General features: G+C 63.1%; 23 protein-coding genes and 2 tRNA genes. 18 read left to right on the top strand and 7 right to left on the bottom strand.

All coding sequences use genetic code 11. The features are described from left to right. Nucleotides 1–1,107 (bottom strand): DNA polymerase III subunit beta, encoded by a 1,107-nt coding sequence (gene dnaN, locus B5G12_RS11995; RefSeq protein WP_087231275.1) that lies wholly within the window; start codon nucleotides 1,105–1,107, stop codon nucleotides 1–3. A gap of 411 nt (nucleotides 1,108–1,518) precedes the next feature. Beyond that, entirely contained in the window at nucleotides 1,519–2,841 is a 1,323-nt protein-coding gene (gene dnaA / locus B5G12_RS11990) for a chromosomal replication initiator protein DnaA (protein ID WP_087231278.1), read from the bottom strand. 413 nt (nucleotides 2,842–3,254) lie between these two features. On the opposite strand from dnaA, the gene rpmH reads away from it, so the two are divergent. The 6 genes from rpmH (at nucleotide 3,255) to B5G12_RS11960 (ending at nucleotide 7,073) form a co-directional block, all read left to right on the top strand. Next, nucleotides 3,255–3,389, top strand: coding sequence for a 50S ribosomal protein L34 (gene rpmH / locus B5G12_RS11985; RefSeq protein ID WP_087231281.1), 135 nt, complete (start codon nucleotides 3,255–3,257; stop codon nucleotides 3,387–3,389). A 251-nt stretch (nucleotides 3,390–3,640) separates the two neighbouring features. Continuing rightward, the gene (gene rnpA, locus B5G12_RS11980) at nucleotides 3,641–4,057 is read left to right on the top strand and encodes a ribonuclease P protein component (protein WP_087231283.1); all 417 of its coding nucleotides are present in this window, start codon (nucleotides 3,641–3,643) and stop codon (nucleotides 4,055–4,057) included. Next, nucleotides 4,054–4,344, top strand: coding sequence for a membrane protein insertion efficiency factor YidD (yidD, locus tag B5G12_RS11975; protein WP_087325063.1), 291 nt, complete (start codon nucleotides 4,054–4,056; stop codon nucleotides 4,342–4,344). Before rnpA ends, yidD begins: the two co-directional genes overlap by 4 nt. A gap of 114 nt (nucleotides 4,345–4,458) precedes the next feature. Next, the gene (locus tag B5G12_RS11970) at nucleotides 4,459–5,532 is read left to right on the top strand and encodes a YidC/Oxa1 family membrane protein insertase (protein WP_242956029.1); all 1,074 of its coding nucleotides are present in this window, start codon (nucleotides 4,459–4,461) and stop codon (nucleotides 5,530–5,532) included. A gap of 5 nt (nucleotides 5,533–5,537) precedes the next feature. Next, a complete protein-coding gene (gene jag / locus B5G12_RS11965; RefSeq protein ID WP_087325062.1) occupies nucleotides 5,538–6,710 on the top strand; it encodes an RNA-binding cell elongation regulator Jag/EloR in 1,173 nt (390 codons plus the stop codon). 30 nt (nucleotides 6,711–6,740) lie between these two features. After that, a complete protein-coding gene (locus B5G12_RS11960; RefSeq protein ID WP_087325061.1) occupies nucleotides 6,741–7,073 on the top strand; it encodes an antibiotic biosynthesis monooxygenase family protein in 333 nt (110 codons plus the stop codon). Nucleotides 7,074–7,372: 299 nt separating this feature from the next. Here the strand turns inward: B5G12_RS11960 and B5G12_RS14415 are convergent, their stop codons facing one another. Then, complete coding sequence (locus B5G12_RS14415; RefSeq protein ID WP_144064146.1) at nucleotides 7,373–7,774, bottom strand: hypothetical protein; 402 nt, start codon at nucleotides 7,772–7,774, stop codon at nucleotides 7,373–7,375. Between B5G12_RS14415 and mnmE the strand changes: the two genes are divergently transcribed. The 11 genes from mnmE (at nucleotide 7,749) to B5G12_RS11905 (ending at nucleotide 18,158) form a co-directional block, all read left to right on the top strand. Continuing rightward, on the top strand, nucleotides 7,749–9,119 hold the full coding sequence (gene mnmE / locus B5G12_RS11955) for a tRNA uridine-5-carboxymethylaminomethyl(34) synthesis GTPase MnmE (protein ID WP_087325069.1): 1,371 nt from the start codon (nucleotides 7,749–7,751) through the stop codon (nucleotides 9,117–9,119). The two genes, B5G12_RS14415 and mnmE, sit on opposite strands and share 26 nt — an antisense overlap. A gap of 16 nt (nucleotides 9,120–9,135) precedes the next feature. After that, nucleotides 9,136–11,031 (top strand): tRNA uridine-5-carboxymethylaminomethyl(34) synthesis enzyme MnmG, encoded by a 1,896-nt coding sequence (gene mnmG, locus B5G12_RS11950; RefSeq protein WP_087325060.1) that lies wholly within the window; start codon nucleotides 9,136–9,138, stop codon nucleotides 11,029–11,031. After that, nucleotides 11,021–11,728, top strand: coding sequence for a 16S rRNA (guanine(527)-N(7))-methyltransferase RsmG (gene rsmG, locus B5G12_RS11945; RefSeq protein WP_087325059.1), 708 nt, complete (start codon nucleotides 11,021–11,023; stop codon nucleotides 11,726–11,728). The genes mnmG and rsmG overlap by 11 nt, the downstream gene beginning before the upstream one ends. Nucleotides 11,729–11,882: 154 nt before the next feature. Further along, complete coding sequence (locus tag B5G12_RS11940; protein ID WP_087231305.1) at nucleotides 11,883–12,692, top strand: ParB/RepB/Spo0J family partition protein; 810 nt, start codon at nucleotides 11,883–11,885, stop codon at nucleotides 12,690–12,692. A gap of 148 nt (nucleotides 12,693–12,840) precedes the next feature. Further along, nucleotides 12,841–13,248 carry a GNAT family N-acetyltransferase gene (locus B5G12_RS11935; protein ID WP_522731440.1) on the top strand — a complete coding sequence of 136 codons (408 nt, stop codon included), beginning with the start codon at nucleotides 12,841–12,843 and terminating at the stop codon, nucleotides 13,246–13,248. A 154-nt stretch (nucleotides 13,249–13,402) separates the two neighbouring features. Continuing rightward, entirely contained in the window at nucleotides 13,403–14,224 is an 822-nt protein-coding gene (locus B5G12_RS11930; protein ID WP_087231311.1) for a ParA family protein, read from the top strand. 16 nt (nucleotides 14,225–14,240) lie between these two features. Beyond that, nucleotides 14,241–15,161, top strand: coding sequence for a ParB/RepB/Spo0J family partition protein (locus B5G12_RS11925; RefSeq protein ID WP_087325057.1), 921 nt, complete (start codon nucleotides 14,241–14,243; stop codon nucleotides 15,159–15,161). 22 nt (nucleotides 15,162–15,183) lie between these two features. Continuing rightward, entirely contained in the window at nucleotides 15,184–16,512 is a 1,329-nt protein-coding gene (gene serS / locus B5G12_RS11920) for a serine--tRNA ligase (RefSeq protein ID WP_087325056.1), read from the top strand. Nucleotides 16,513–17,045: 533 nt separating this feature from the next. Continuing rightward, a tRNA-Met gene (locus B5G12_RS11915) sits at nucleotides 17,046–17,122 on the top strand. A gap of 88 nt (nucleotides 17,123–17,210) precedes the next feature. After that, a tRNA-Glu gene (locus B5G12_RS11910) sits at nucleotides 17,211–17,282 on the top strand. Between the two features lie 387 nt (nucleotides 17,283–17,669). Beyond that, a complete protein-coding gene (locus tag B5G12_RS11905; RefSeq protein ID WP_087325055.1) occupies nucleotides 17,670–18,158 on the top strand; it encodes an MGMT family protein in 489 nt (162 codons plus the stop codon). On the opposite strand, the gene relB is transcribed toward B5G12_RS11905, so the two are convergent. From relB to B5G12_RS11885, 4 genes are all read right to left on the bottom strand, one after another. Next, entirely contained in the window at nucleotides 18,155–18,562 is a 408-nt protein-coding gene (gene relB, locus B5G12_RS11900) for a type II toxin-antitoxin system RelB family anti-toxin (protein ID WP_087325054.1), read from the bottom strand. The two genes, B5G12_RS11905 and relB, sit on opposite strands and share 4 nt — an antisense overlap. 94 nt (nucleotides 18,563–18,656) lie before the next feature. Then, nucleotides 18,657–19,331 (bottom strand): HAD family hydrolase, encoded by a 675-nt coding sequence (locus tag B5G12_RS11895; RefSeq protein ID WP_087325053.1) that lies wholly within the window; start codon nucleotides 19,329–19,331, stop codon nucleotides 18,657–18,659. Next, nucleotides 19,309–20,718: a YdbT family protein gene (locus tag B5G12_RS11890; RefSeq protein WP_087325052.1), complete on the bottom strand. Its 1,410-nt coding sequence runs from the start codon at nucleotides 20,716–20,718 to the stop codon at nucleotides 19,309–19,311. The genes B5G12_RS11895 and B5G12_RS11890 overlap by 23 nt, the downstream gene beginning before the upstream one ends. After that, nucleotides 20,715–21,155: a PH domain-containing protein gene (locus B5G12_RS11885; RefSeq protein WP_087233209.1), complete on the bottom strand. Its 441-nt coding sequence runs from the start codon at nucleotides 21,153–21,155 to the stop codon at nucleotides 20,715–20,717. Before B5G12_RS11885 ends, B5G12_RS11890 begins: the two co-directional genes overlap by 4 nt. A 254-nt stretch (nucleotides 21,156–21,409) precedes the next feature. On the opposite strand from B5G12_RS11885, the gene B5G12_RS11880 reads away from it, so the two are divergent. Continuing rightward, nucleotides 21,410–22,240, top strand: coding sequence for an undecaprenyl-diphosphate phosphatase (locus B5G12_RS11880; RefSeq protein ID WP_204245681.1), 831 nt, complete (start codon nucleotides 21,410–21,412; stop codon nucleotides 22,238–22,240). Nucleotides 22,241–22,435 lie beyond the last annotated feature (195 nt).

The following is a 22,435-nucleotide window of genomic DNA, read 5'->3' as shown; positions in this document are numbered from 1 at the left end:
TCAATCGTTGCGGAACCGCACCGGCAGCACCAGGTAAAGGAAATCTTCCCCCTCGGCCGGCAGGATCTTGACCGGGCTCAGCGGGCCGCTGAGCTGGATGCGGACCTGTTCGGTCCGGGCGTTGCGCAAGGCGTCCAGCAGATAGCGGTTGTTGAAACCGATCTCCACTTCCTCCCCCTCGCAGCCGGCGGCAAACTCGTCCACCACCCGGCCCAGGCTGGTCTGGCAGCGGACGATCACTTTACCCTCCGTAAAGGTGATGCGGAGGGGATTTTTTAAACGCTCTGTAATAATCAGGGAAGCCCGCTCGATGGTCTCGATAAACCCCTTGGTATCCAGGACTACCTGGGTACGGTATCCTTCGGGGATGACATTTTTGTAGTTGAGGAACTCGCCTTCGATCAGGCGGCTCATGATGGTATAACCAGCTGTAATAAACACCACATACCGCCGGTTGGCGCAGATGCGCACGTCGGCTTCATCGTCGTTGGCCAGCAGCCGGAGCACCTCGTTCATGGTCTTGCCGGGGACGATGATGCGGATCTCCTTGCTGGCCTCCACTTTCCGCTCCACGATGGCCAGCCGGAACCCGTCCAGGGCCACCACGGTCAGATGGTCGGGCTGGATCTCGAACAGCTCGCCGGTGTGGGCGGGGCGTTTTTCGTCCTGGCTGACCGCATAAAGGGTGCGCTCCACCATCTCGCGGAACACGCCGGTCTTGATGGTCATGGTCTCCTCGGCGCCGGTGTTGGGCAGCTGGGGGAAATCGCTGGCCGGCATGCTCTGGATCTCGAACTGGGCAACACCACCCTGGATCGTTGTTTTTCCGTTGTCCGCGGAGGAAATGCTGATCTGTCCGGCCGGCATCCGGCGGACCATGTCGCTGAGCAGCTTTGCATTCAGCACGATGTCGCCGGGCTCCAGTACGTTGGCCTCGATGGTGGTGACGATCCCCAGTTCCATGTCGTAGCCGGTGAGGGTCAGGTTGAAGCCTTCGGCTTTCAACAGGATGCCCTCCAGCACGGGGATGGTGGAACGGAGGGTAACGGCCCGGGATACGCCGTCGATGGCGGCGCCCAAAAGGGTCTTGTCGCAGATGATCTTCAAGATATTTCTCCCTTTCATTGGCGGGGGCGCTGTCTGCGCCCCCTGTATTGGGTGTATGTCGTGGGGCAGGATGGTTTGGGCTGCCCTCTTATTGAACTTGTTGCAGTAAAAGTAGTAGGGGCCGGGGAGAGTGTGGAAAACCCGGTATCTCCCTTTCCCGACAAGGGTTTTGCTTTTCCACCCGGATGTGAAGGGGATGTGGACAGTTTGTGGAAAGGGGGATGGCTTTTCCGCTTTCCACATCCGCCGTGGAAAAGAGAAGTTGAATGTTGAAAACTCGGTTTAAAAAGTGGAGAACTTTTCCCTCATTTTTTTGTGTTTGCTGCAAAAAGGAGGGGGAAAGGGCAGATTTTCCTCTTTTTTTCGCCCGGTTGTGGAATTTTGGCCCCGCCGAAGGGTCTGTACCCGGGGTCAGGACTTGACGTTTTTGATGATGTCGTCCACCGTTTCCCGCAGGTGCTGGTCGTTTTTCATATCCCGCTCCATGGTCTTGAGGGAGTAGACGATGGTGGAGTGATCCCGGCCCGAGAATTCCCGGCCGATGTCCTCCATGCTCATACCGGTGACTTCCCGCAGGATGTAGATGGCCACCCGCCGTGCGCTGGCGATGGAAGCGTTCCGCTTGGTGCCCCGGATGTCGGCGGCGGAGACGTTGAAGGTGCGGGACACCTCTCCGATGATCTTCTCGACCGTCACCGGGATGGGCTGGGTCTCGTTCATGATGTCCTTGATGGCGTTCTGCGCCACCGAAATGACCGGCTGGATCCCTTCCAGCATATAGTAGGCGTTCAGCTTTTTGACGGCGCCTTCCAGCTGGCGGATGTTGTTTTTGAGGTGGTTGGCGATGAATTCGGCCACGTTTTCGGGCAGGTCCAGGTGGAGCAGCTCGGCCTTCCGCTTGACGATGGCCACCCGGGTCTCAAAATCGGGCGGCTGGATGTCGGCGGTCAGGCCCCACTCGAAGCGGGTGCGCAGACGCTCTTCCAGGCTCTTGATTTCCTTGGCCGGCCGGTCGGAGGCGATGACGATCTGCTTGTGGTCGTCGTGGAGGGAGTTGAAGGTGTGGAAGAACTCCTCCTGGGTGGACTCCTTGCCGGCGATGAACTGGATATCGTCCACCAGCAGCAGGTCGGCCACCCGGTACTTCATCCGGAAATCCTCGGTGCTTCCGGCCCGGATGGCGGCGATCAGCTCGTTGGTGAATTGTTCGCAGGTGACGTACATGATGACGAAGTCGGGGTGGGTGCGCTTGATCTCGATCTGGATGGCGGTGAGCAGGTGGGTCTTGCCCAGGCCCGACCCGCCGTAGATGAACAGGGGATTATAGGCCCCCGAGGGATTGGCCGCCACGGCCTGGGCGGCCGCAAAGGCGAACTGGTTGGAGGGGCCTTTGATGAAATTCTCGAAGGTGAATTCGTAATTGCCCTGGGGGCTGGCAGGGTTGAGGTCGTACTGCTGTGCCAGGACCACTTCGTGGGGCGGGGTGCTGGGCACCACCAGCTGGATGTCCACGTCGAAGCCAAGGACCGACTTGAACGCCTCTTTCAGCAGGCCCAGGTAGCGGTCGCTGACGATCTTGCAGATGAAGTCGTTGCGCACCGACAGGGTGATGTGACTGGAGTCCTCAAAGCTGACCGGCTCCAGCCCGTCGATGTAAAGATTATAAGTCGGCTCTGCCATCTGCCCCTTGCAGTAAAGCTGGGCGGCCTCTAATACGTCCTTGAAAGAATCCATAAAACATCCACTCCATTGAAGTTTTCAACATAGGTGCTGATACCCTGTCAGTATAACACAAAATGTGCAAAACGTCCAGAATCACGCCCCCTATTTATATAATGTAATCAGTATAGGCTGCAAACGGGCCCTTCATGCGCCCATTTGATGTTGTGGCAGAAGGGCTGTATACCCCCAAAATATTGTGGATGGAGCGGTTTTCCACCTGAAAAAGTGAAAATGTTGAAAAACTTTGCACAGAAAAAATTTGCAGGAAAGCGAAAAAATGCTTGACAGAAGGCAAATCCATGCGATATACTATTAAATCGCAAGCCTGTCCCCTTGGGCCCCGGTCCGCCGGGGCGGTTCACAGGGGCGCAAGACCGACACAAGGACCCCGTACCCCAAGGGGCAAGTTTTAGGAGGATAGAACCATGAAGAGAACGTTTCAGCCCAAGAAGCGCCAGCGCAAGCAGGTCCACGGCTTCCTGACCCGCATGAGCACCAAGAACGGCCGCAAGGTCATCAATGCCCGCCGTGCAAAGGGCCGCAAGAGCCTGACCGTCTGATGGCGCTGTGCCGCTGGCCGGGGCCGCGCTGGGCTGCGGTCCGGGCAGGATGTCCCGGCCAGACAATCAAAGAATGCGCACGAAAAGGCCGCTGATGGAAATTGGTGGCCTTATTTTTTCAGAAAAAACTGGAATTGTGTGAAAAAAATCGGGCGGCGGTCTTTCAAAGCCGCCCGTTTTTTGCTATACTGACAGGGCAGGGGCTTTGTCTGTGGTTCACGCAAGGTCCATGCAGGATAGGAGGCCCGCAGATGCGATACCGTCCGCTGCGGCACAACAGCGAGTTCGGGCGGGTCTATGCGCGGGGCAAGGCGTATGTAGACCATGCCCTTGTGCTGTATGTGCTGAAAACACGCGCCAAACAGACCCGCGTAGGTCTGACCGCCACCAAGAAGGTGGGCTGCGCCGTCCAGCGCAACCGCGCCCGCCGCGTCATGAAGGCGGCCATCGACGAACATCTCGACTATAACATCGGGGGATACAACCTGATCTTTGTGGCGCGGGCGGCCACCCCCCGGCTCAAGAGCTGGCAGGTGTCCCGCGCGGTGGCCCGGCTGTTCCGGGCGGCAGGATTGCCGGACAAGGCCCTGCGCCCCGACGCGCCGCCCCCCGCCAGCCGTCCGCCCCGACGCCCGTCCGGCCCGGCGCCGGAGGACGCCGCGCCATGATGCGGCTGCGGCAGGCCTGCCGGGACGCGCTGTGCGTCCCCATACGGCTGTACAAGCGGTACATCAGCCCGGCCCTCGGGCACAACTGCCGCTTTACCCCCACCTGCAGCGAATACGCCATCCAGGCCATACAAGTCCACGGCTGCCTCAAAGGGCTGCTGCTGGCGGCCTGGCGCATTTTGCGCTGCAATCCTTTTGGGCGCTGGGGCTACGACCCGGTGCCCGAACCGGGGCGCTGGAGAAATCCCGGCCGGGTGCTGCACCCGCCCCGCGCCCCCCGGCCATAGGGTGGAACCCTGACCGGCAAATGAGCTTCTTGTGACGGCCCGGCAGCTGTGAGCGGGCTGTCCCACGCATAAAAACCGTTCCGCGCTCACAGGCGGGACAGAATGGAAGCGCTTATGAATTTTCTCTACATTCTCGCCTGGCCGCTGGGCTACGTCATGGAGCTGATCTACAACATCATCCCCAATTACGGCTGGGACCTCATCCTGTTCACGCTGCTGATCCGGCTGCTGAGCATCCCGCTGTCCCTCAAACAGCAAAAGAACATGGTCCGGATGACCGCATTCCAGCCCATGATCGAGGAGATCCAGAAAAAGTACAAGGACAAGCCCGACAAGCAGCAGGAGGAAATGGTCCGCCTGCAGCAGGACTACGGCTACAACCCCACCTCGGGCTGCCTGCCCATGCTGCTGAACTTCTTTGTGATGTTCGGCGTCATCGGCGTGGTCTATGAGCCCCTCAACCGCATCTTCCACATCGGCAATGACCTGCTGGCCGCTGCGGGGGAGGCCCTCACCACCCTGGGCATCCAGTTCACCAACATCACCCGGGACAACCTCATCATCGAGCAGGTGCTGGCAGGGGAGCCCTCCATCACCGGCATCTTCTCGGCCGGCCAGCTGGAGACCATCACCGAGTTCAGCAAGCACATGAGCTTCTTCGGCATCGACCTGACGAGGGTGCCCCAGTATAACCTGGACCCCGAGAACCTGCCGCTGCTGATCTTCCCGGTGCTGGCCATCATCACCAGCTTCCTCTCCACCTGGTACAGCATGAACAGCAGCGGTCAGAAGCTGCAGGGCAGCATGAAGGTCACCATGTACCTGATGCCCCTGATGTATATCTTCTTCTGCTTCACCGTCCCCACCGCTTTCTCCCTGTATTACGTCATTTCCAATGTGGTCATGGTGATCCAGAGCGCTGTGATGAAGAAGATCTATGACCCCGAGAAGGTCAAGGCCGAAGTGGCCGCCGAGATCGAGGCCAAGCGCAAGGCCCAGCGCCGCGGCGTCAAGAACACCACCATCAAGGTGGTGGACGAGGCGACCGGCCAGACCGTCGAAAAGAATATCTCGGCCAGCGAAATGAACAAGCGCCGGCTGGAATATGCCCGTATGCTGGACGCAGAAAAGTATAAGGACGAGAGGACTGTGCCTCTGTCCGAGCTGAACAAAACGAAGGAGGAGTGAGTCGGATGGTCCGTACCAAGGAAGCCACTGGCAAGACGGTGGAGGAAGCCCGCGCGGCGGCCTGCGCCCTGCTGGGGGTGAGTGAAGACGACCTGAATGTGAGCTATGAAGTGCTCGAGATGCCCCAGAGCACCGGGTTCCTGGGATTGAAGAAGATCCCTGCCCGGGTGCGGGTCACCGTAGAGGAGGAGGACCCGGCTCCCGTCCAGGAGAAGCCGGCGGTCAAGGCCGTCAAGGCGGAAAAGGCTGAGAAAGCCGAAAAGGCGGAAGCCGCGCAGATGGCTGAAAAGGCAGAGAAGGCCCAGTCCGCTCCCGCAAAGCCGGAGCCCAAGCCCGCCAAAAAGCAGGCCCCCAAAGAGGAACCCCGGGCCGAACAGCCCAAGGCCCAGGTCGCTGCCGTAGCCGCTGCCGAAGAAGTGGCGGTGCCCATCGAGATCGATGCGGACCCCAAGGTCAAGGCTGCGGTGGACTACCTCAAGCAGATCGTGGCTCTGATGGGGGTGGAGAACGTCACCTTCAGCGCCGTGCAGAAGGGGGAAGCCACCATCATCCGTCTGGACGGCGAGAAGATGGGCGCTCTGATCGGGCGCCGCGGCGAGACGATGGAGAGCCTTTCCTATCTGGCCAGCCTGGTGGCCAACCGGATGGACGGCGATTACATCAAGCTGGGCCTGGATGTGGCCGGCTACCGCGGCAAGCGTGAGAACGACCTGACCACCCTGGCCCAGAAGATCGGCCAGAAGGTGCGCCGCAGCGGCCGCTGCTTTGCCATGGAACCCATGAACCCCTACGAGCGCCGGATCATCCACTCGGCCATCAGCCAGATGGAGGGCGTGCGCAGCGAGAGCAAGGGGGAGGGAAAGGACCGCCATGTGATCATCTACTCCACCGCCCCCAATGCCCAGAATGAGACCTACGAGCGCCGCAGCCGCGGCCGTGGGGACCGCCGTCCCGGCGCAGACCGCAGCAATCGCGGCCCCCGCAGTGAGCGCGGCGAGCGCGGAAACCGCGGCAGCCGGCCCCGTCCGAACAACAACAGCCGGCCGCCCCGCAGCTCCAATGTGCCCGACCGCAGCTATACCGCCATCGATGCCGCCGAGGCCGCCCCTGTGGCGCCCAAGCGCACCCAGCGGGTGGACGATTTCGCCGACCTGGATTTTGGCAAGATCGAGCTGTAAGCCGGTGCAAATCGGACAGGAGGAACAGGCATGGCGATCACGGTGAACATCTACTACACAGGCTGCGGCGGCAGCGCCCGCCGCTTTGCACAGGAGATGACCGAAAGCGGCACGGTGGAGCAGATCCGCGCCGAGGAGGGCAACCTGCGCTATGACTATTTCTTCCCCATGGAGGACCCCGAGACGGTGCTGCTGATCGACAGCTGGATCGACCAGCAGGCCATCGACCGCCACCACGCTTCCCCCATGATGGAACGGATCGCCGCCCTGCGGGACAAATACGACCTGCACATGAAGGTGGAGCGCTATGCCTCGGACGAGGCAGGCATTCCCGGGCAGGATGCAGGCTTTATCCGGCAGTAAAATCATACCACGCACAAGGGCCCGTCCGGCAGCCTGCCGGGCGGGCCTCAGCGTGTCGAAAACGACACGCTCCAGGGGAAACCCATTTCTGCGCGCAGCCGCGCGACAGAAATTCCTTCCCCCTGGTGGTTGCGGTTCCCTGCTTTTGCTGCGCCCGTCGCAGCGGGCTTGCAAAAAGCAGACCGCTGCCCCTGCTCCGCTTCGGCTGTTTCGTCCGCAGGACGCGCCTCAGCTTCGCAGTCCCTGGGGACAAAATTGAACGCTGAACCGCGCACTCGGCCTTACGGCCTCGCACACTCTCAGCGCTCAATTTCCCTGTATGTGTCCTGTCCATCCGCACATGTCGGCTGGACAGGACTTTTTTGACAATTTAGATCAGCTTTCCACATTTCCCGCTTTGGATGTGGAAAACCGGCCGGCGCGGCGGCGGGGCGAGAATCAATGAGATACTGTAAGTATATTGAGGTATAAATATTACGATGCGGCGCGCTGCATACGCTTGAAAAAGAAAACCGTTTGGTTTTCCACAGGAAATTTGGGAAATGTGGAAAGTTTGCCCGCCCCAAGCGGCAGGACAGCAAAAAAGCGCGGGGGAATGCAGAAGGCGTCGTATTTTCTTTTTGGCTCAAACGTGGTACAATACCAGCAGCATACAGAGAGGGGGATGCAGGAATGATCCAGAACAGCACCATTGCGGCCATTGCCACCCCCCCTGGCCAGGGGGGCATTGCGGTGATCCGCCTGTCGGGGCCGGAGAGCTATCGGGTGGCGGAACAGGTGTTCCGTCCCATGGACAGCCGCCGGAAGGTGGCCGGGGCCAAAGGTTATACCGCCATGTACGGGCACTTTGTGGAAGGAGGGGAACCCTTTGACGACGGGGTGGCCCTGTTCTACCGCGGGCCTCACAGCTATACCGGGGAGGATGTGGTGGAACTGTCCTGCCATGGGGGCAGCGCGGTGGCGCGCCGCCTGCTGGAAGCCTGCCTCAAGGCGGGGGCTGCCCCTGCCGGCCCGGGGGAGTATACCCGCCGCGCACTGCTGAACGGTAAAATGAGCCTGACCCAGGCCGAAGCGGTGATGGATCTGATCGCGGCGGGGGGAAGGCAGGGCGCCGCCCTGGCCAATGCCGCCAAAGAGGGGGCCCTGGCCCAAAAGATCGCGGCCCAGCAGGAGGTCCTGACCGCCCTGCAGGCCCACCTGACCGCCTGGGTGGACTTCCCGGAGGAGGATGTGCCCGCCTTGGAAAGCGGCGCCCTGACATCCTCCCTGGAGGAGGTGAAGGCGGGGCTGGACGGCCTGATCCAGGGCTATGACGCCGCCGCCGTCCTGCGGGAAGGGATCGACTGCGCCATCGTAGGCAAGCCTAACGCGGGCAAGTCCACCCTGCTGAACCTGCTGGCCGGCTTCGACCGGGCCATCGTCACCCCCATCGCGGGCACCACCCGGGATGTGGTGGAGCAGGCGGTGCAGCTGGGGGAAGTGCGGCTGAACCTGTTCGACACCGCCGGCCTGCGCCAGACCGACGATCCGGTGGAGGCCGAAGGGGTCCGCCGCAGCTGGGCCAAGCTGGCCGAAGCGGGGCTGGTGCTGGCCGTCTTTGACGGTTCCCAGCCCGTCACCCGGGAGGATCTGGAACTGGCCCGTCGCTGTGCCGAATGCAGGGCCATCGCTCTGGTCAACAAGGAGGACCTGTCCACCCGGTTCGACGCCGAGATCATCGCGCCCTATTTTGCCATGGTGGTCCCGGTCTGCTGCAAAGAGGAGGGGGCCCGGCAGGTGATCGCCGCCGCGGTCGCCCGCCTGCTGGGCACCGCCCGCATCGACCCCCACGCCGCCAGCCTGTCCGGGCAGCGGCAGCTGTCCGCAGCCCTGCGGGCCCGGGACGGGGTGGAAGGTGCACTGGAAGCGGTGCGCGGCGGCTTTGGGCTGGACGCCGTGTCGGTGTGTGTGGATGACGCGCTGGACGCCCTCTATGACCTCACCGGGGAGAACGCCTCGGAGGCGGTCATCGACCAGGTGTTCGAACGGTTCTGTGTGGGCAAGTGATGAGAAAGGATATGGGATGAACCATCTTGGAGACTATGACGTGATCGTGGTGGGCGCGGGCCATGCGGGGATCGAGGCCGCCCACGCGGCCGCCCGGCTGGGAGCCCGCACCGCGGTCTTTACCATGAGCCTGGACGCCGTGGGCAATATGCCCTGCAACCCCAGCATCGGAGGGACGGCCAAGGGCACCCTGGTGCGGGAAGTGGACGCTCTGGGCGGGCTGATGGGCCTGGCCGCCGACGCCACCGCCCTCCAGAGCCGGATGCTCAACCGGGGCAAGGGCCCCGCCGTCCACGCCCTGCGAGTGCAGACCGACCGCCGCCGCTACAATATCTGGATGAAGCACGCCCTGGAACGGACCCCCGGCCTGGCCATCCATCAGGCCGAGGTGGTGGCCATCCGGACCGAGGGGGGCCGGGTGAGGGGAGTGGTCACCCAGCTGAACGGGGAGTACACCGCCCGCTGCGTGGTGATCGCCACCGGCACCAACCTGGGGGGAAAGATCTTTGTGGGGGATGCCTGGTACGCTTCGGGTCCCGATGGGATGCACGCCTCCAACGCCCTCACCGACAGCCTGCGGCAGCTGGGCCTGCCCCTGCGCCGGTTCAAGACCGGCACCCCCGCCCGGGTGCACCGGCGGAGCATCGACTTTGCAAAACTGGAGCGCCAGCCCGGCGACCCCGAGCAGACCCTGCAGCCTTTCAGCTTTATGACCGAACAGCCGGTGCGCAACCTGGTGGATTGCTACATCGCCTACACCAACCCCACCACCCACCGGATCATTCTGGACAACATCCACCGCAGCCCCCTCTATGGGGGGATGATCGAGGGGGTGGGGCCCCGCTACTGTCCCTCCATCGAGGATAAGGTGGTGCGGTTTGCGGGCAAGGACCGGCACCCCATCTTTGTGGAACCCTGCGGCCTGGACACCGAGGAGATGTATTTGCAGGGCGCGTCCAGCAGCCTGCCGGAGGACGTGCAGAACGACTTCTACCACAGCATCGAGGGCTTCGAGCATCTGGAGATCATCCGTCCCGCCTACGCCATCGAATACGACTGCGTGGACCCCACCAGCCTGGCCCCCACCCTGGAGAGCCGGCAGGTGGCGGGTCTGTACGGGGCGGGCCAGTTCAACGGGACATCGGGTTACGAGGAGGCCGCCGCTCAGGGCATCCTGGCGGGGATCAACGCGGCCCGGCAGGCCCTGGGCAAAGAACAGCTGGTGCTGCCCCGGCAGACCAGCTATCTGGGCACCCTGGTGGACGACCTGGTGACCAAGGGGGTGATGGACCCCTACCGGATGATGACCAGCCGCAGCGAATACCGGCTGACCCTCCGGCAGGACAACGCCGACAGCCGCCTGACCCCCATCGGGCGGGAAGTGGGGCTGGTGTCGGACGCCCGCTGGGAGAAGTTCCAGCAGACCCGGCAGGTGCTGGAGGCCGAGCGGGCCCGGCTGCACGCCGCCCACGTCAAGACCCAGCCGCTGCAGCAGGCCATGGAACAGGCAGGCGTGGCGCCCGCGGCCCAGGGAGGACTGGCAGACGAGCTGCTGCGCCGCCCGGAGATCAGTTACCCGCTGCTGGCCGGAGTGATCGGCTGGGGACAGGGGGTGACCCCCATGCTGGCCGAACGGCTGGAGACCGAGATCAAGTACGCGGGGTACATCGCCCGGCAGGACCGGATGATCCGGGACATGGCGCGGCGGGAAAAGACCTTGATCCCCGAGGATTTTTCGTACCAGGAACTGACCGGCCTGACCCTGGAGGCCAGGGAGAAGCTGGCCCGCATCCGTCCCCGCAGCCTGGGGCAGGCGGGACGTATCCCGGGGGTATCCCCATCCGACCTGGCCCAGCTGAGCATCGCTCTGGCTGCGGCCCAGAAGAACAAGGAGGCAGACCATGATCGATAAAGACCGCCTGGCTCAAAAGTGTTCCACGTGGAACATCCAGCTCACCGGCGCCCAGCTGGATCAGCTGGACCGCTACGCCCGGCTTTTGGTGGACTATAACCAAAAAGTCAACCTGACCGCCATCACCGACCCCGAAGGGATCGAGGATAAGCACTTTCTGGACAGCCTTCTGTTTGCCAGCCAGCCCGAGGTGACGGGCCGGATGGTGGACGTGGGGGCAGGGGCCGGGTTCCCGGGGATCGTGGCCAAGATCTACCGTCCCGATCTGGCCCTCACCCTGATGGAGCCGACCGGCAAGCGGGTGGACTTCCTCCGGTTTGTCTGTGAGACGCTGGGCCTGGAAGGGGTGGAGTTTGCCAAGGAGCGGGCCGAGGAGGCCGCCCGGAAGGTCTGGCGGGAGCAGTTCGACCTGGCTTCGGCCCGGGCGGTGGCGGCCCTGCCGGTGCTGGCGGAATACTGCCTGCCTCTGGTCAAAGTGGGAGGCTGCTTTGTGGCCATGAAGGGGGCCTCTGCCGCCCAGGAGCTGGCCGCCGCCCAGGGGGCCATCCGCAAACTGGGCGGGGAGTACCGGGAGACGAGGGACTTCCACCTGCCGGGCGGAGACGCCCGCAGCCTGGTGGTGGTCCGAAAAATTTCGCGTACTCCGACGGCATACCCCAGAAACGGCGGCAAAATTGCGAAAGCGCCCCTGAAATAAGGCGCAAAGGCGCGCTGCGGCCCGAAGGCTGACGAACGATTTTTCTGGAAAGAACGGCACTTCTGTGATACCCTAACAGTGGGAAGGGCTCCGCAGAAGTGCTTTTTTCTGCCAGTGAGGCGGACGGAGCCTCCCTGAAAGGGGGAGACAGGCTGTGTTTGAGCGCAAGAAACCGTTGGGCAAGGTGGTGGCACTGCCGCTGGAGCAGATCGAGCCGTCGCCGTACCAGGCCCGGCGGACCTTTGACGAGGAGGAGCTGGCGGGCCTTGCGGCCAGCATCCGGGAAAACGGCCTGCTGCAGCCGGTCACCGTCCGGCGGGCAGGGGAGGGCCGTTATGAGCTGATCGCCGGGGAACGCCGGCTGCGGGCCTGCAAGCTGGCGGGGATGGACAAGGTGCCCGCCATCATCCGGGACGCTGCCGACGGGGAGACGGCCGCTTTGGGGCTTCTGGAAAACATCCAGCGTGCCGACCTGAACCCCTTCGAGCAGGCCCGGGGCCTGCAGGACATTCTGGCCCTGTGGGGCTGCACCCAGGCGGAAGCGGCCAAGCGGCTGGGGATGGCCCAGCCCACCCTGGCCAACAAGCTGCGGCTGCTGCAGCTGACGGCGGATCAGCAGCAGTTCATCCTGGACAACCGCCTCACCGAGCGCCATGCCCGGGCGGTGCTGCGCCTGCCCGCAAACCGGCGCAGCAAAGCGCTGATCCACATCAGCAGCCACCGGCTCAATGCCCGGGCCACCGACCGCTACATAGAACAGCTGCTGCAAGGCGCCCCGGAACCCGCGGTCAAGGCGCGGCGGCTGCCCATGGTCCGGGATGTGCGGATCTTTGTCAACACCATCGACCACGCCATCCGGCTGATGACCGACAACGGGGTGCCCGCCACCGCCCACCGGGAGGACGGGGACGGCTATATCCAGTACACCGTCCGGATCCCCACCGGAACCGGCGGGGGAAAGTGAGAACGGCTTTGCGGGGCCCGGCAGGCCGGGACGGGACAAAGCACCGAACAACAGGGGGCTCGTCCGCGCGGCGGCGGGCAGAACGGGCCCCCTGCAAGCGCGCCGCTTTCCGGCGCGCCGGGAGGTCCAGACGGGCCTCTTTTTTGTTTTGAGGGGTGTTCCACGTGGAACATCTTGCGCGGGGGCCCCGGGTCTGGTATCATGGAAGCATCCGAACACACACCCACAGAAAAGGAGGAACAGGATGACTTTCACGACCGAGAACGACCGCATTTTCTGCCGGCAGGAGGGCAGGGTGGTGGCCGAGGTAACCTTCCCCCAGATCCGGCCCGGGGCAGTGGTCATCGACCACACCTGGGTGGACCCCAGCCTGCGGGGCCAGGGTGCCGCGGGCCAGCTGATGCAGGCGGTGGTGGATGCCCTGCGGGCCGACGGCCGCAAGGCGCGGGCCACCTGCTCCTATGCGCGGGAGTGGCTGTCGAGGCACCCCGAGGCCGCCGATATTCTGGACGAGGGCTGGCAGGATGACCCTGCGGCCTGCCGCCTGCGCCGGTAAAACCGGTGTGCCGGGCCCGGCCGGGCTGTTTTACGCTGATTTTACCGCTTTTGGCCCCGGATGGGTTTGACGAGGCCCCGGGAATGGATTATAATAGAGTGCGTAATACAACAGGGATGTTCCACGTGGAACACCCCTTGAGAGGGAGGATACCGTGGGCAAGATCGTAGCAGTGGCAAACCAGAAGGGCGGCGTGGGCAAGACCACCACCGCCGTCAATCTATCCGCCTGTGTGGCGGCTCTGGGCAAGAAGGTCCTGATCGTGGACCTGGACCCTCAGGGCAACTCCACCACCGGTTACGGCATATCCAAGCGCAGCGTCGAGATGGGCACCTATGAGGTGCTGATCGGGGAGGCGGAAGCCCGCAGTGCCATCCGCAAGACCGATTACCGGGCGGATGTGCTGCCCTCCAACACCCGGCTGGCCGGCGCCGCCCTGGAGCTGATCGATCTGCCCAGCCGGGAGAGCCGCCTGCGCAAGGGCCTGGCCTCGGTCCAGCAGGACTATGATTACATCTTCATCGACTGCCCGCCCAGCCTCGACCTGCTCACCCTCAACGGCCTGTGCGCCTGCGACAGCGTGCTGATCCCCATCCAGTGCGAATACTACGCCCTGGAGGGCCTGAGCGAGCTGATCAGCACCCTCAAGACGGTGCGCCGCAAGTACAATTCCTACCTCGACATCGAGGGGGTGGTGTTCACCATGTACGCGGGCCGCTACAATCTGACCTTGCAGGTGGTGGAGCAGGTGCAGAAGTACTTTGGGGACAAGGTGTACCAGACCACCATTCCCCGCACCATCCGGATCTCGGAGGCGCCCAGCTACGGCCAGCCCATCAACTACTACGAGCCCAAGGGCAAGGGCAGCGAGGCCTATATGGATCTGGCCATCGAATTCGTCAAGCGCAACCGTCCCCGGGACCCCCAGCCCCGCCGCCGGCACGCGGTGAAAAAGAACAAGCCGGAAACGGTGTGAGAGGGGAGTGTGACAGATGGCAAGAAGCAGAGGCGGTTTGGGCCGCGGGCTGGAAAGCCTGTTTGAGGACGCGGCCCCCAGTCTGGAATCGGACAGCGGGGTGCGCACCCTTCCGCTGCGGGAGATCGAGCCGGACCCCGCCCAGCCCCGCAAGACTTTCAGCCAGGAGAGTCTGGCCGAGCTGGCCGCCAGCATCGGGGAACATGGGCTGCTGCAGCCCATCGCGGTGCGGCCCCAGCCCAGCGGGGGCTACCGGATCGTGGCAGGGGAGCGCCGCTGGCGTGCCTGCCGGATCGCAGGACTGACCGAGGTGCCGGTGATCGTCCGGGATGTGACCGACCAGGAGGCCATGGAACTGGCCCTGGTGGAGAACCTGCAGCGGGAGGACCTGGACCCGGTGGAAGAAGCCTGCGGCATCCGGGAACTGATGGACCGCTGCGGCCTGACCCAGGAACAGGCGGCCCGCCGCCTGGGCAAAAGCCGCAGCGCCCTGGCCAACAGCCTGCGGCTGCTGGGGCTGCCGCCCCAGGCTTTGGCCCTGCTCAAGGCGGGCAAACTGACGGCGGGCCATGCCAAGGCGATCCTGGGCCTGCCCACCGTCCAGCTGCAGGAGCAGGCCGCCCAGCTGATCGCGGACAATGGCCTGAACGTCCGCCAGGCCGAGGCCCTGTGCCGCAAGCTGGCCCGGGATGCAAAGCAGGCGGACGCACCCGCGCCGCTGCCCCGGCCCGCCCTGCCCGTGGAGGTGGAGGAGAGTCTGCGCCAGGCGCTGGGCAATGAAGTGTCTGTGGCCTACAAGGATGGCAAGGGCAGCCTGACCGTCCGGTTCTATTCGGATGACCAGCTGCGGGCCTTTGCCAACCTGCTGGGGCATTATGACAGAGAGGGGACGGGCCCCGGCCTTGCGCCGGAAAGCCAGGTTCCGTGGGAAAACTGAGAAGACATAAGGAGAGATCATCATGCTCGACATCAAATTTGTCCGGGAGAACCCGGACGCCGTCAAGGAGAACATCCACAAGAAGTTCCAGGACGCCAAGATCCCCCTGGTGGATGAGGTCATCGATCTGGACGCCCAGTACCGCAGATGCCTCCAGGAGGCCGAAAACCTGAAAGCCCAGCGCAACAAGCTGAGCAAGGCCAACGGCCCTCTGTTCGGCCAGCTGAAGAAGTGCACCGACGAGGCCAAAAAGGCGGAGCTGCAGGCCCAGATCGACGCCAACAACGCCGCCGTCAAGGCGGACGCAGAGCAGCTGGCTGCGCTGGAGGCGGACAAGGACAAGATGGCCGCCCGCATCCAGGAGATCATGTACACCATCCCCCAGATGATCGATCCCAGCGTGCCCATCGGCCCCGACGACAGCTGCAATGTGGAAGCCCAGCGCTTTGGGGAGCCCGTGGTGCCTGATTTCCCCATCCCGTACCACACCGAGATCATGGAGAGCTTTGACGGCATCGACATGGACGCCGCAGGCCGGGTGGCCGGCAATGGCTTTTACTATCTGATGGGCAACATTGCCCGCCTGCACGAGGCGGTGCTGGCCTATGCCCGCGACTTTATGATCAGCAAGGGCTTCACCTATGTGATCCCGCCCTTCATGATGCACGGCAACGTGGTGCAGGGCGTCATGTCCTTCCCCGAGATGGATGCCATGATGTACAAGATCGAAGGGGAGGACCTGTACCTGATCGGCACCTCCGAGCACACCATGATCGGCCGCTTCATTGACCAGACCATCGACGAGGCCAAGCTGCCCCTGACCCTGACTTCTTACAGCCCCTGCTTCCGGAAGGAGAAGGGCGCCCACGGCATCGAGGAGCGGGGCATCTACCGCATCCACCAGTTCGAAAAGCAGGAGATGATCGTGGTCTGCCGCCCCGAGGAGAGCAACGACTGGTACGAGAAGCTGTGGCATTACTCGGTGGAGCTGTTCCGCAACTTTGAGATCCCCGTCCGTCAGCTGGTGTGCTGCTCGGGCGACCTGGCCGACCTGAAGGTCAAGAGCTGTGACATCGAGGCCTGGAGCCCTCGCCAGCAGAAATACTTTGAGGTGTGCAGCTGCTCCAACCTGGGCGACGCCCAGGCCCGCCGCCTGCACATCCGGGTCAAGAGCGCCGACGGCAAGAACTACCTGGCCCACACCCTGAACAACACCTGCGTGGCGCCTCCCCGTATGCTGATCGCGTTCCTGGAGAACCATCTGCAGGCCGACGGCAGCGTCACCATCCCCAAGTGCCTGCAGCCCTATATGGGCGGGCTGGAAGTGATGGTGCCCACCCACAAAAAGTAAGCCGGCATCCCGCCGGATCCAGCAGACCGCCCCGGCTTTGCCGGGGCGGTTCAGCGTGTCGCAAAAGCGCCACGCTTTAGGGGGAACCCATTTCTGCCCGCATACGCGGGTCAGAAATTCTTTCCCCCTGGTGGTTGCGGTTCCCTGCTTTTGCTGCGCCCGTCGCAGCGGGCTTGCAAAAAGCAGACCGCTGCCCCTGCTCCGCTTCGGCTGTTTCGTCCGCAGGACGCGCCTCAGCTTCGCAGTCCCTGGGGACAAAATTTAGCGCAGAACCGCGCACTCGGCCTTGTGGCCTCGCACACTCTCAGCGCTAAATTTCCCTGTATGTGTCCTGTCCATCCGCACATGTCGGCTGGACAGGACTTTTTTGATAGTCTGGACCGTTTCAACTTGGCCGGGGCGGTTTTTTGCGCTGTGCCGGCAAAAAGGGTAAAAGGAGAAAAAAGGGTGTATTTTTTTCAAAATACCTGTTGACAAATTGCGAAGAATTGAATATAATAATAAAGCGCTCTGCAAGGAGCCGAGGTAAATAAGGCGGTATAGCTCAGTTGGCTAGAGCATTCGGTTCATACCCGAAGTGTCACCGGTTCAAATCCAGTTACCGCTACCACTCACAGAGTTTCGCTAAAATAAGGGGGACGTCGCCTGCAATAGTGGGCGAGGATGTCGGAGATTTTAGCGAAGCTCTGTGTTTCTAAGGCCCGTTGGTCAAGCGGTTAAGACACGGCCCTTTCACGGCTGTAACATGGGTTCGATTCCCGTACGGGTCATACAAAAAATCCCTCAGCTTAGGCTGAGGGATTTTTTTCAGCGTGTCGAAAAACGACACGCTCCAGGGGGAACCCATTTCTGCCCGCAGTCGCGGGACAGAAATTCCTTCCCCCTGGTATCCCCCTGGGGACAAAATTTGGCGCTGAACCGCGCACTCGCCGCAAAGCGGCTCGCACACTCTCAACGCCAAATTTCCCTGTATGTGTCCCGTCCATCCGCACATATCAGCTGGACGGGACTTTTTATGCAAGCCGTACAGAATCGAACAGGGCGGCGTGAACCCGGGTCCCGGCCATTGGCCGGGGCTTTTTGTTTAAAAAAATGCAAACCGTCTCATTGCACCGGCAAAGGAGATAAGCTATACTTTGGACAGGAGGTGATCCCCGATGGCCAATGAAGAAAAGAAAGACTTCAATGCCATGCTGCACAAAGAAAACGGTATGCCCAAGATCCAGACCGTCACCGACCCGGCCGCCATCCGGAAGTACGGAGGCGAAAAAATGTTTTTTGCCCCGCCTCTGGCCTACGATGCCCTGATGAGGCGGGTGCCATGGGGCCGGCTGACCACGGTAGGCTGTATGCGGGAGTATCTGGCACGACAGAATCACGCCGACTTCACCGACCCTATCACGGCAGGGATCTTTGTGTCCATTGCCGCCTGGGCCAGCTTCCAGCGGGAAGGGGACGAGACGCCCTACTGGCGCACTCTGAAAGCCAACGGGGAACTGAATCCCAAGTATCCCGGAGGCGTACAGGCACAAAAGACCAGGCTGGAAGCGGAAGGCCATACCATTCTGCAAAAAGGCCGGACGAACATCCGCTATTATGTGAAGGACTATGAACAAAAGCTGTTCCCACTGGACGGAACGGTTTAGCCCTGCCGGCCCAGCTGCGCCGCTGCCAGGCAGGCGAGGCCCAGGCCCAGCATGGGGACGGCGGCCTCTGCGTCCAGCTGGCGCAAGGAGAAAAGGACAACCACCGCCACGCCCATGGCAAGAGCCACCCCTCGCAGGATCAGAGGGACGAGGCCCGCGGCTTCGGAAACAGGGGCCTGCCCGGGAGCAGGCTCTGCCGGACCGCCCTGAATCAGCTCATCGACGGAAACGCCCAGAATCTCGGCTAATTTGGGCAGGGCAGCAGCGTCCGGGAAAGAGAGATCCCGCTCCCACTTGCTGACGGCTTTGTCGGTGACTCCCATCTGATTGGCCAGCTCCAGCTGGGTCATCCCACGCTCCTTGCGCAGGGCCGCCACAGTGGCACCGAATGTCTGTTTGCTCATAGGGTCTGCACTCCTTTGATATGTTTGCCTGTATGGTACCACGGTTTTCCGGTGGAGGCAACCGACCATCAGTTCGGAGAGCTCGACCGCTGGTTTAGCCCTGCCGCGCGCCGTTGGCCCGGCGGATGTAGGCCAGGATATCTGCGGGCTGGTACACCAGCTCGTCCGCGCCGGCGGCAGTCAGCTCCTCGGCGCCCCGGAACCCCCATACCGCCCCCAGGGCGGGCAGGCCGGCGTTGTGGCCGGTGGCGATGTCCACATTGCTGTCCCCCACAAAGAGAGTGGAGGCTTTGGACGCCCCCAGCTCCTCCATCAGGCTGTACAGGCCGGCGGGGTCGGGCTTGACCGGCACACCGGGCCGGCTGCCCCGCACCGCCGCAAAAGAGCCGGGGGCAAAATAGTGGTCGATGATCCCGCCGCACAGCGCGTCCGCCTTGTTGGAAAAGACGGCGCTCCGGATGCCCTCCGCCCGGAGGTCTTTCAGCAGCTGCGGGATGCCCGGATAGGGGGCGGTCTTGTCCTCCTTGTGGGCGTCGTAGCGGGCAGTGAACTGGGCGAGGGTCTCGGCCAGCTGGGCGGGGGTGCGGCAGCCCTCGGGGGAGAACCGCTCCACCAGCTTGGGGATGCCGTTGCCCACCATGTGCTTGTATTGTTCCACGGTGAAGGTGGGCCAGCCCCGCTGCATACAGACCCAGTTGGCCGCGTCGGCCAGGTCGTCGATGGTGTTCAGCAGGGTGCCGTCCAGATCAAACAGGATGGTCTTTATCATAGAGGTCATTCCTTTCCAAAAAGGCCGCGCAGGCCAGGGCGTCGGACAGCGGGATGCTGCGCACCCGTTCCCGCAGGCGGCCGGGATAAGCAAAGGTCAGGGTGGCCCGCCCCCGCAGTACCCCCCAGGGCGACTGGGAGATCCGCAGGGCGGTGGCGGGGGAAAAGACGCACACGCAGTGCATGGACATCCGCCGCTGACGCAAAAAGGTGAGGTGCTTTTCGGTGGGCCAGGCCCCTTCCCGCAGCAGGCCCTCGATCTCGCACACCAGCCAGAAGGTGCAGACCACCGCAGGCAGAGCCAGCAGGGGCAGTGCCGCAGGCAGCGCCCAGGAGGCTACCAGAAGAAGCAGGATCAGAAAACCGAGGCACCCACCCGCCGGCGCCAGGAACACCAGACTGCGTCCCCGCAGCCAGGCCAGCGAGAAGGGCTGCCGGGGCGGCATCTGGAACCCGGGCAAGAGCCGCCGGACCAGATCCTCCTGGCCGGCCCGGTAAACGAACAGGGGCGCGTCGATGTTGCAGCATCCTGCGGTGAGGTAGACCGGGTAGCAGCGCAGCAGCCGCGCCCCGGGGGACAGGCGCACTTCGGCACAGGTGAGGCGGTCCAGACGGAACCGGCGCTCCACCCGCACCAGCAGTCCGCCCCGGCTGGCCAGCACGCCGCCGCCCCGCCACACCCGGTAAAACAGGGTATGACTGAAGCTGCGCACCAGGCTCAGCCCAAAGAGGAAGGTCCATGCGGTGAGCGCCCAGGCCAGGCCCGCCGGCAGCCACCGGGCCGCCCAGGCCGCCGCCTGGTTGATCTGCTCCAGGGCGATCTGCTCGGCGGCGTTGTCCCCCTGACGCAGGGCCAGAGCCACCAGAAGCAGGGTGGACAGGCTGTTGGCGCCCAGCAGTGCAAAGGCCAAACGCTGGCCGCCGGCGGGGTGATAGATCTCCTGCTGGGGGGCGGGCATCATCCGGTCGGCCAGCATCCGGGCGTCCCGCCGGGTCAGATGGAGGGTGACGGCCTGGCCTTTGGGCAGCAGGGCGGGGTAGAGGGTCACCCGGCTGGCCCCCGCCAGACAATAGAGCATGGGCCGCTCGATCTGGACGGCGGCCAGCTGGCTGTTCTGGATCCGCCGCTCAAAGGACAAAATCAGATCCCAGCGGAGATGCAGCACCCCGGCGGCGTCCAGTTCCCAGCTGGAGGCCCGCAGCATCACCGCACTGACCAGGGCCAGCAGGCAGAACAAGGCCACGTCCTGGGCCAGGGCGCGCCAGAGGGCCTGCCATTCCCGGGCGAACAAAACCTGCACCAGAGGCACCAGGTAGAGCAGCAAGGTGCGCCGCATAAAGCCGAGGGCAAAGAAGGGGTGATACCGCCGGGGCCCGGTGCCGGTCATTGGGCGTCCTCCCGGGCCAGCAGGGCCGCCGAAAAGGCTCCGGCCGCATCCAGCGGGATGCCGGGCAGCAAAGCCCACATCCCCGGGGTGAAGATGACCAGCACGCAGGCATCCGCCAGCCGCAGCAGGGGGGTGCGGAAGATGAGGGCCGAAGTGATGCTGCGCCGGGGGATCACCCGCTCCACCGGAAAGGCCACCCCCAGATACAGCGTCAGGGTACGGCTGTCCAGGGAGGCTACAAAGCTGCACGCCCGCACCCACACCGCGAACACCAGCAGGGCCCACAGGGCGCAAAAGACGCACCCCCATCCAAAGCCCTGCCAAAACACAAAGGGCGCCCCGATCAGGCCGGGCAGCGCTGCCCACACGCACAGGACAGCCCGCCCCCGTGGGGTGGGGGTGGCCGCCGAAAGGGCAAGGTCGAAGGGCTGTTCCATGGCGCACCCTCCTTTTTTGTAATACGGAACAGAAAAACAAGGCGATACATTACAAATGGTATCGGATGAGGCCGCAGCCCCAGTCCCGCCTTTATTATATCCTGATTCCAAAGGGGCGTCAATGCAGACCCAAAAGGCCCGGCGGCGAAAAATTTTTCAGTCTGACCGTGCGCTGGGCGGCATAGTATGCTATAATAAAAAGACCGGGCCCGCCTGGAAAGCGGGCAGAATTTTGTAGGGCGCGGAGGAAAAGAATGCTGATCGAAATCATCAAAGCCCTGTTGATGGGCATTATTGAGGGCGTCACCGAGTGGCTGCCCATCTCGTCCACGGGGCATATGATCCTGGCCGAGCAGATCATCCGCTTTGACGCCAGCGAGGAATTCATGTCCATGTTCCGGGTGGTGATCCAGCTGGGGGCCATCCTGGCGGTGGTGGTGCTGTTCTGGGGCAAGCTGTGGCCCTTTGGGCTGCGGCACGGACGGGTGATCTCCAAACCGCCGGTGTGGAGCCTGTGGTTCAAGGTGGTGGCGGCCACCCTGCCGGTGCTGCTCATCAGCCCTCTGGACGGTTGGATGGAAGAACATTTTTACAATTACATCACGGTGGCCGCCATGCTGATCTTGTATGGCATCCTGTTCATCGTCGTCGAGAACCGCGGCGCATCCCCCCGGGTATCCCAGCTGGAGCAGATCGGTTATCGGGAGGCTTTGATCATCGGCCTGTGGCAGACCCTGGCGGTCATCCCGGGCACATCCCGCAGCGGCGCCACCATTGTGGGCGGACTGCTGCTGGGCCTGTCCCGTGCGGCGGTGGCCGAGTTCACCTTCTATCTGGCCATCCCGGTGATGGCGGGCGCCTCGCTGCTGAAAGTGGTGCAGTTCGTGCTGGACGGCCAGGCCATGACCGCCACCGAGACGGCCATTCTGGTGACAGGCTGCCTTTCGGCCTTCCTGGTGAGTATGGCCGCGATCCGCTTCCTGATGTCCTATGTCAAGAGCCACGATTTCAAGTTCTTTGGCATTTACCGCATCGCCCTCGGCGCCATCGTCCTGGCCGTGGCGGCCATCACCGCCTTTGCGTGAAACCCAAAACCGATACACCCCAAAGCGCCCCGCGAAAGCGGGGCGCTTTTTGTTTTGCTTCCGGAGTTAGAATTTCCAAACTAAAGAAAATAAAGAAAAATGGGCAAAAATGAAAATTGGGTCTTGACACCGGGGGGGGTATGTTATGATAGGCACACAAAGGAAAGGACCTTCCTTTGAACCTGTTTTGGGTCT

This window comes from Faecalibacterium sp. An58 (assembly GCF_002161515.1).
Classification (GTDB): domain Bacteria; phylum Bacillota; class Clostridia; order Oscillospirales; family Ruminococcaceae; genus Faecalibacterium; species Faecalibacterium avium.
The sequence above is the reverse complement of the archived record's forward strand: the minus strand, read 5'-3'. Positions and strand labels throughout refer to the sequence as shown.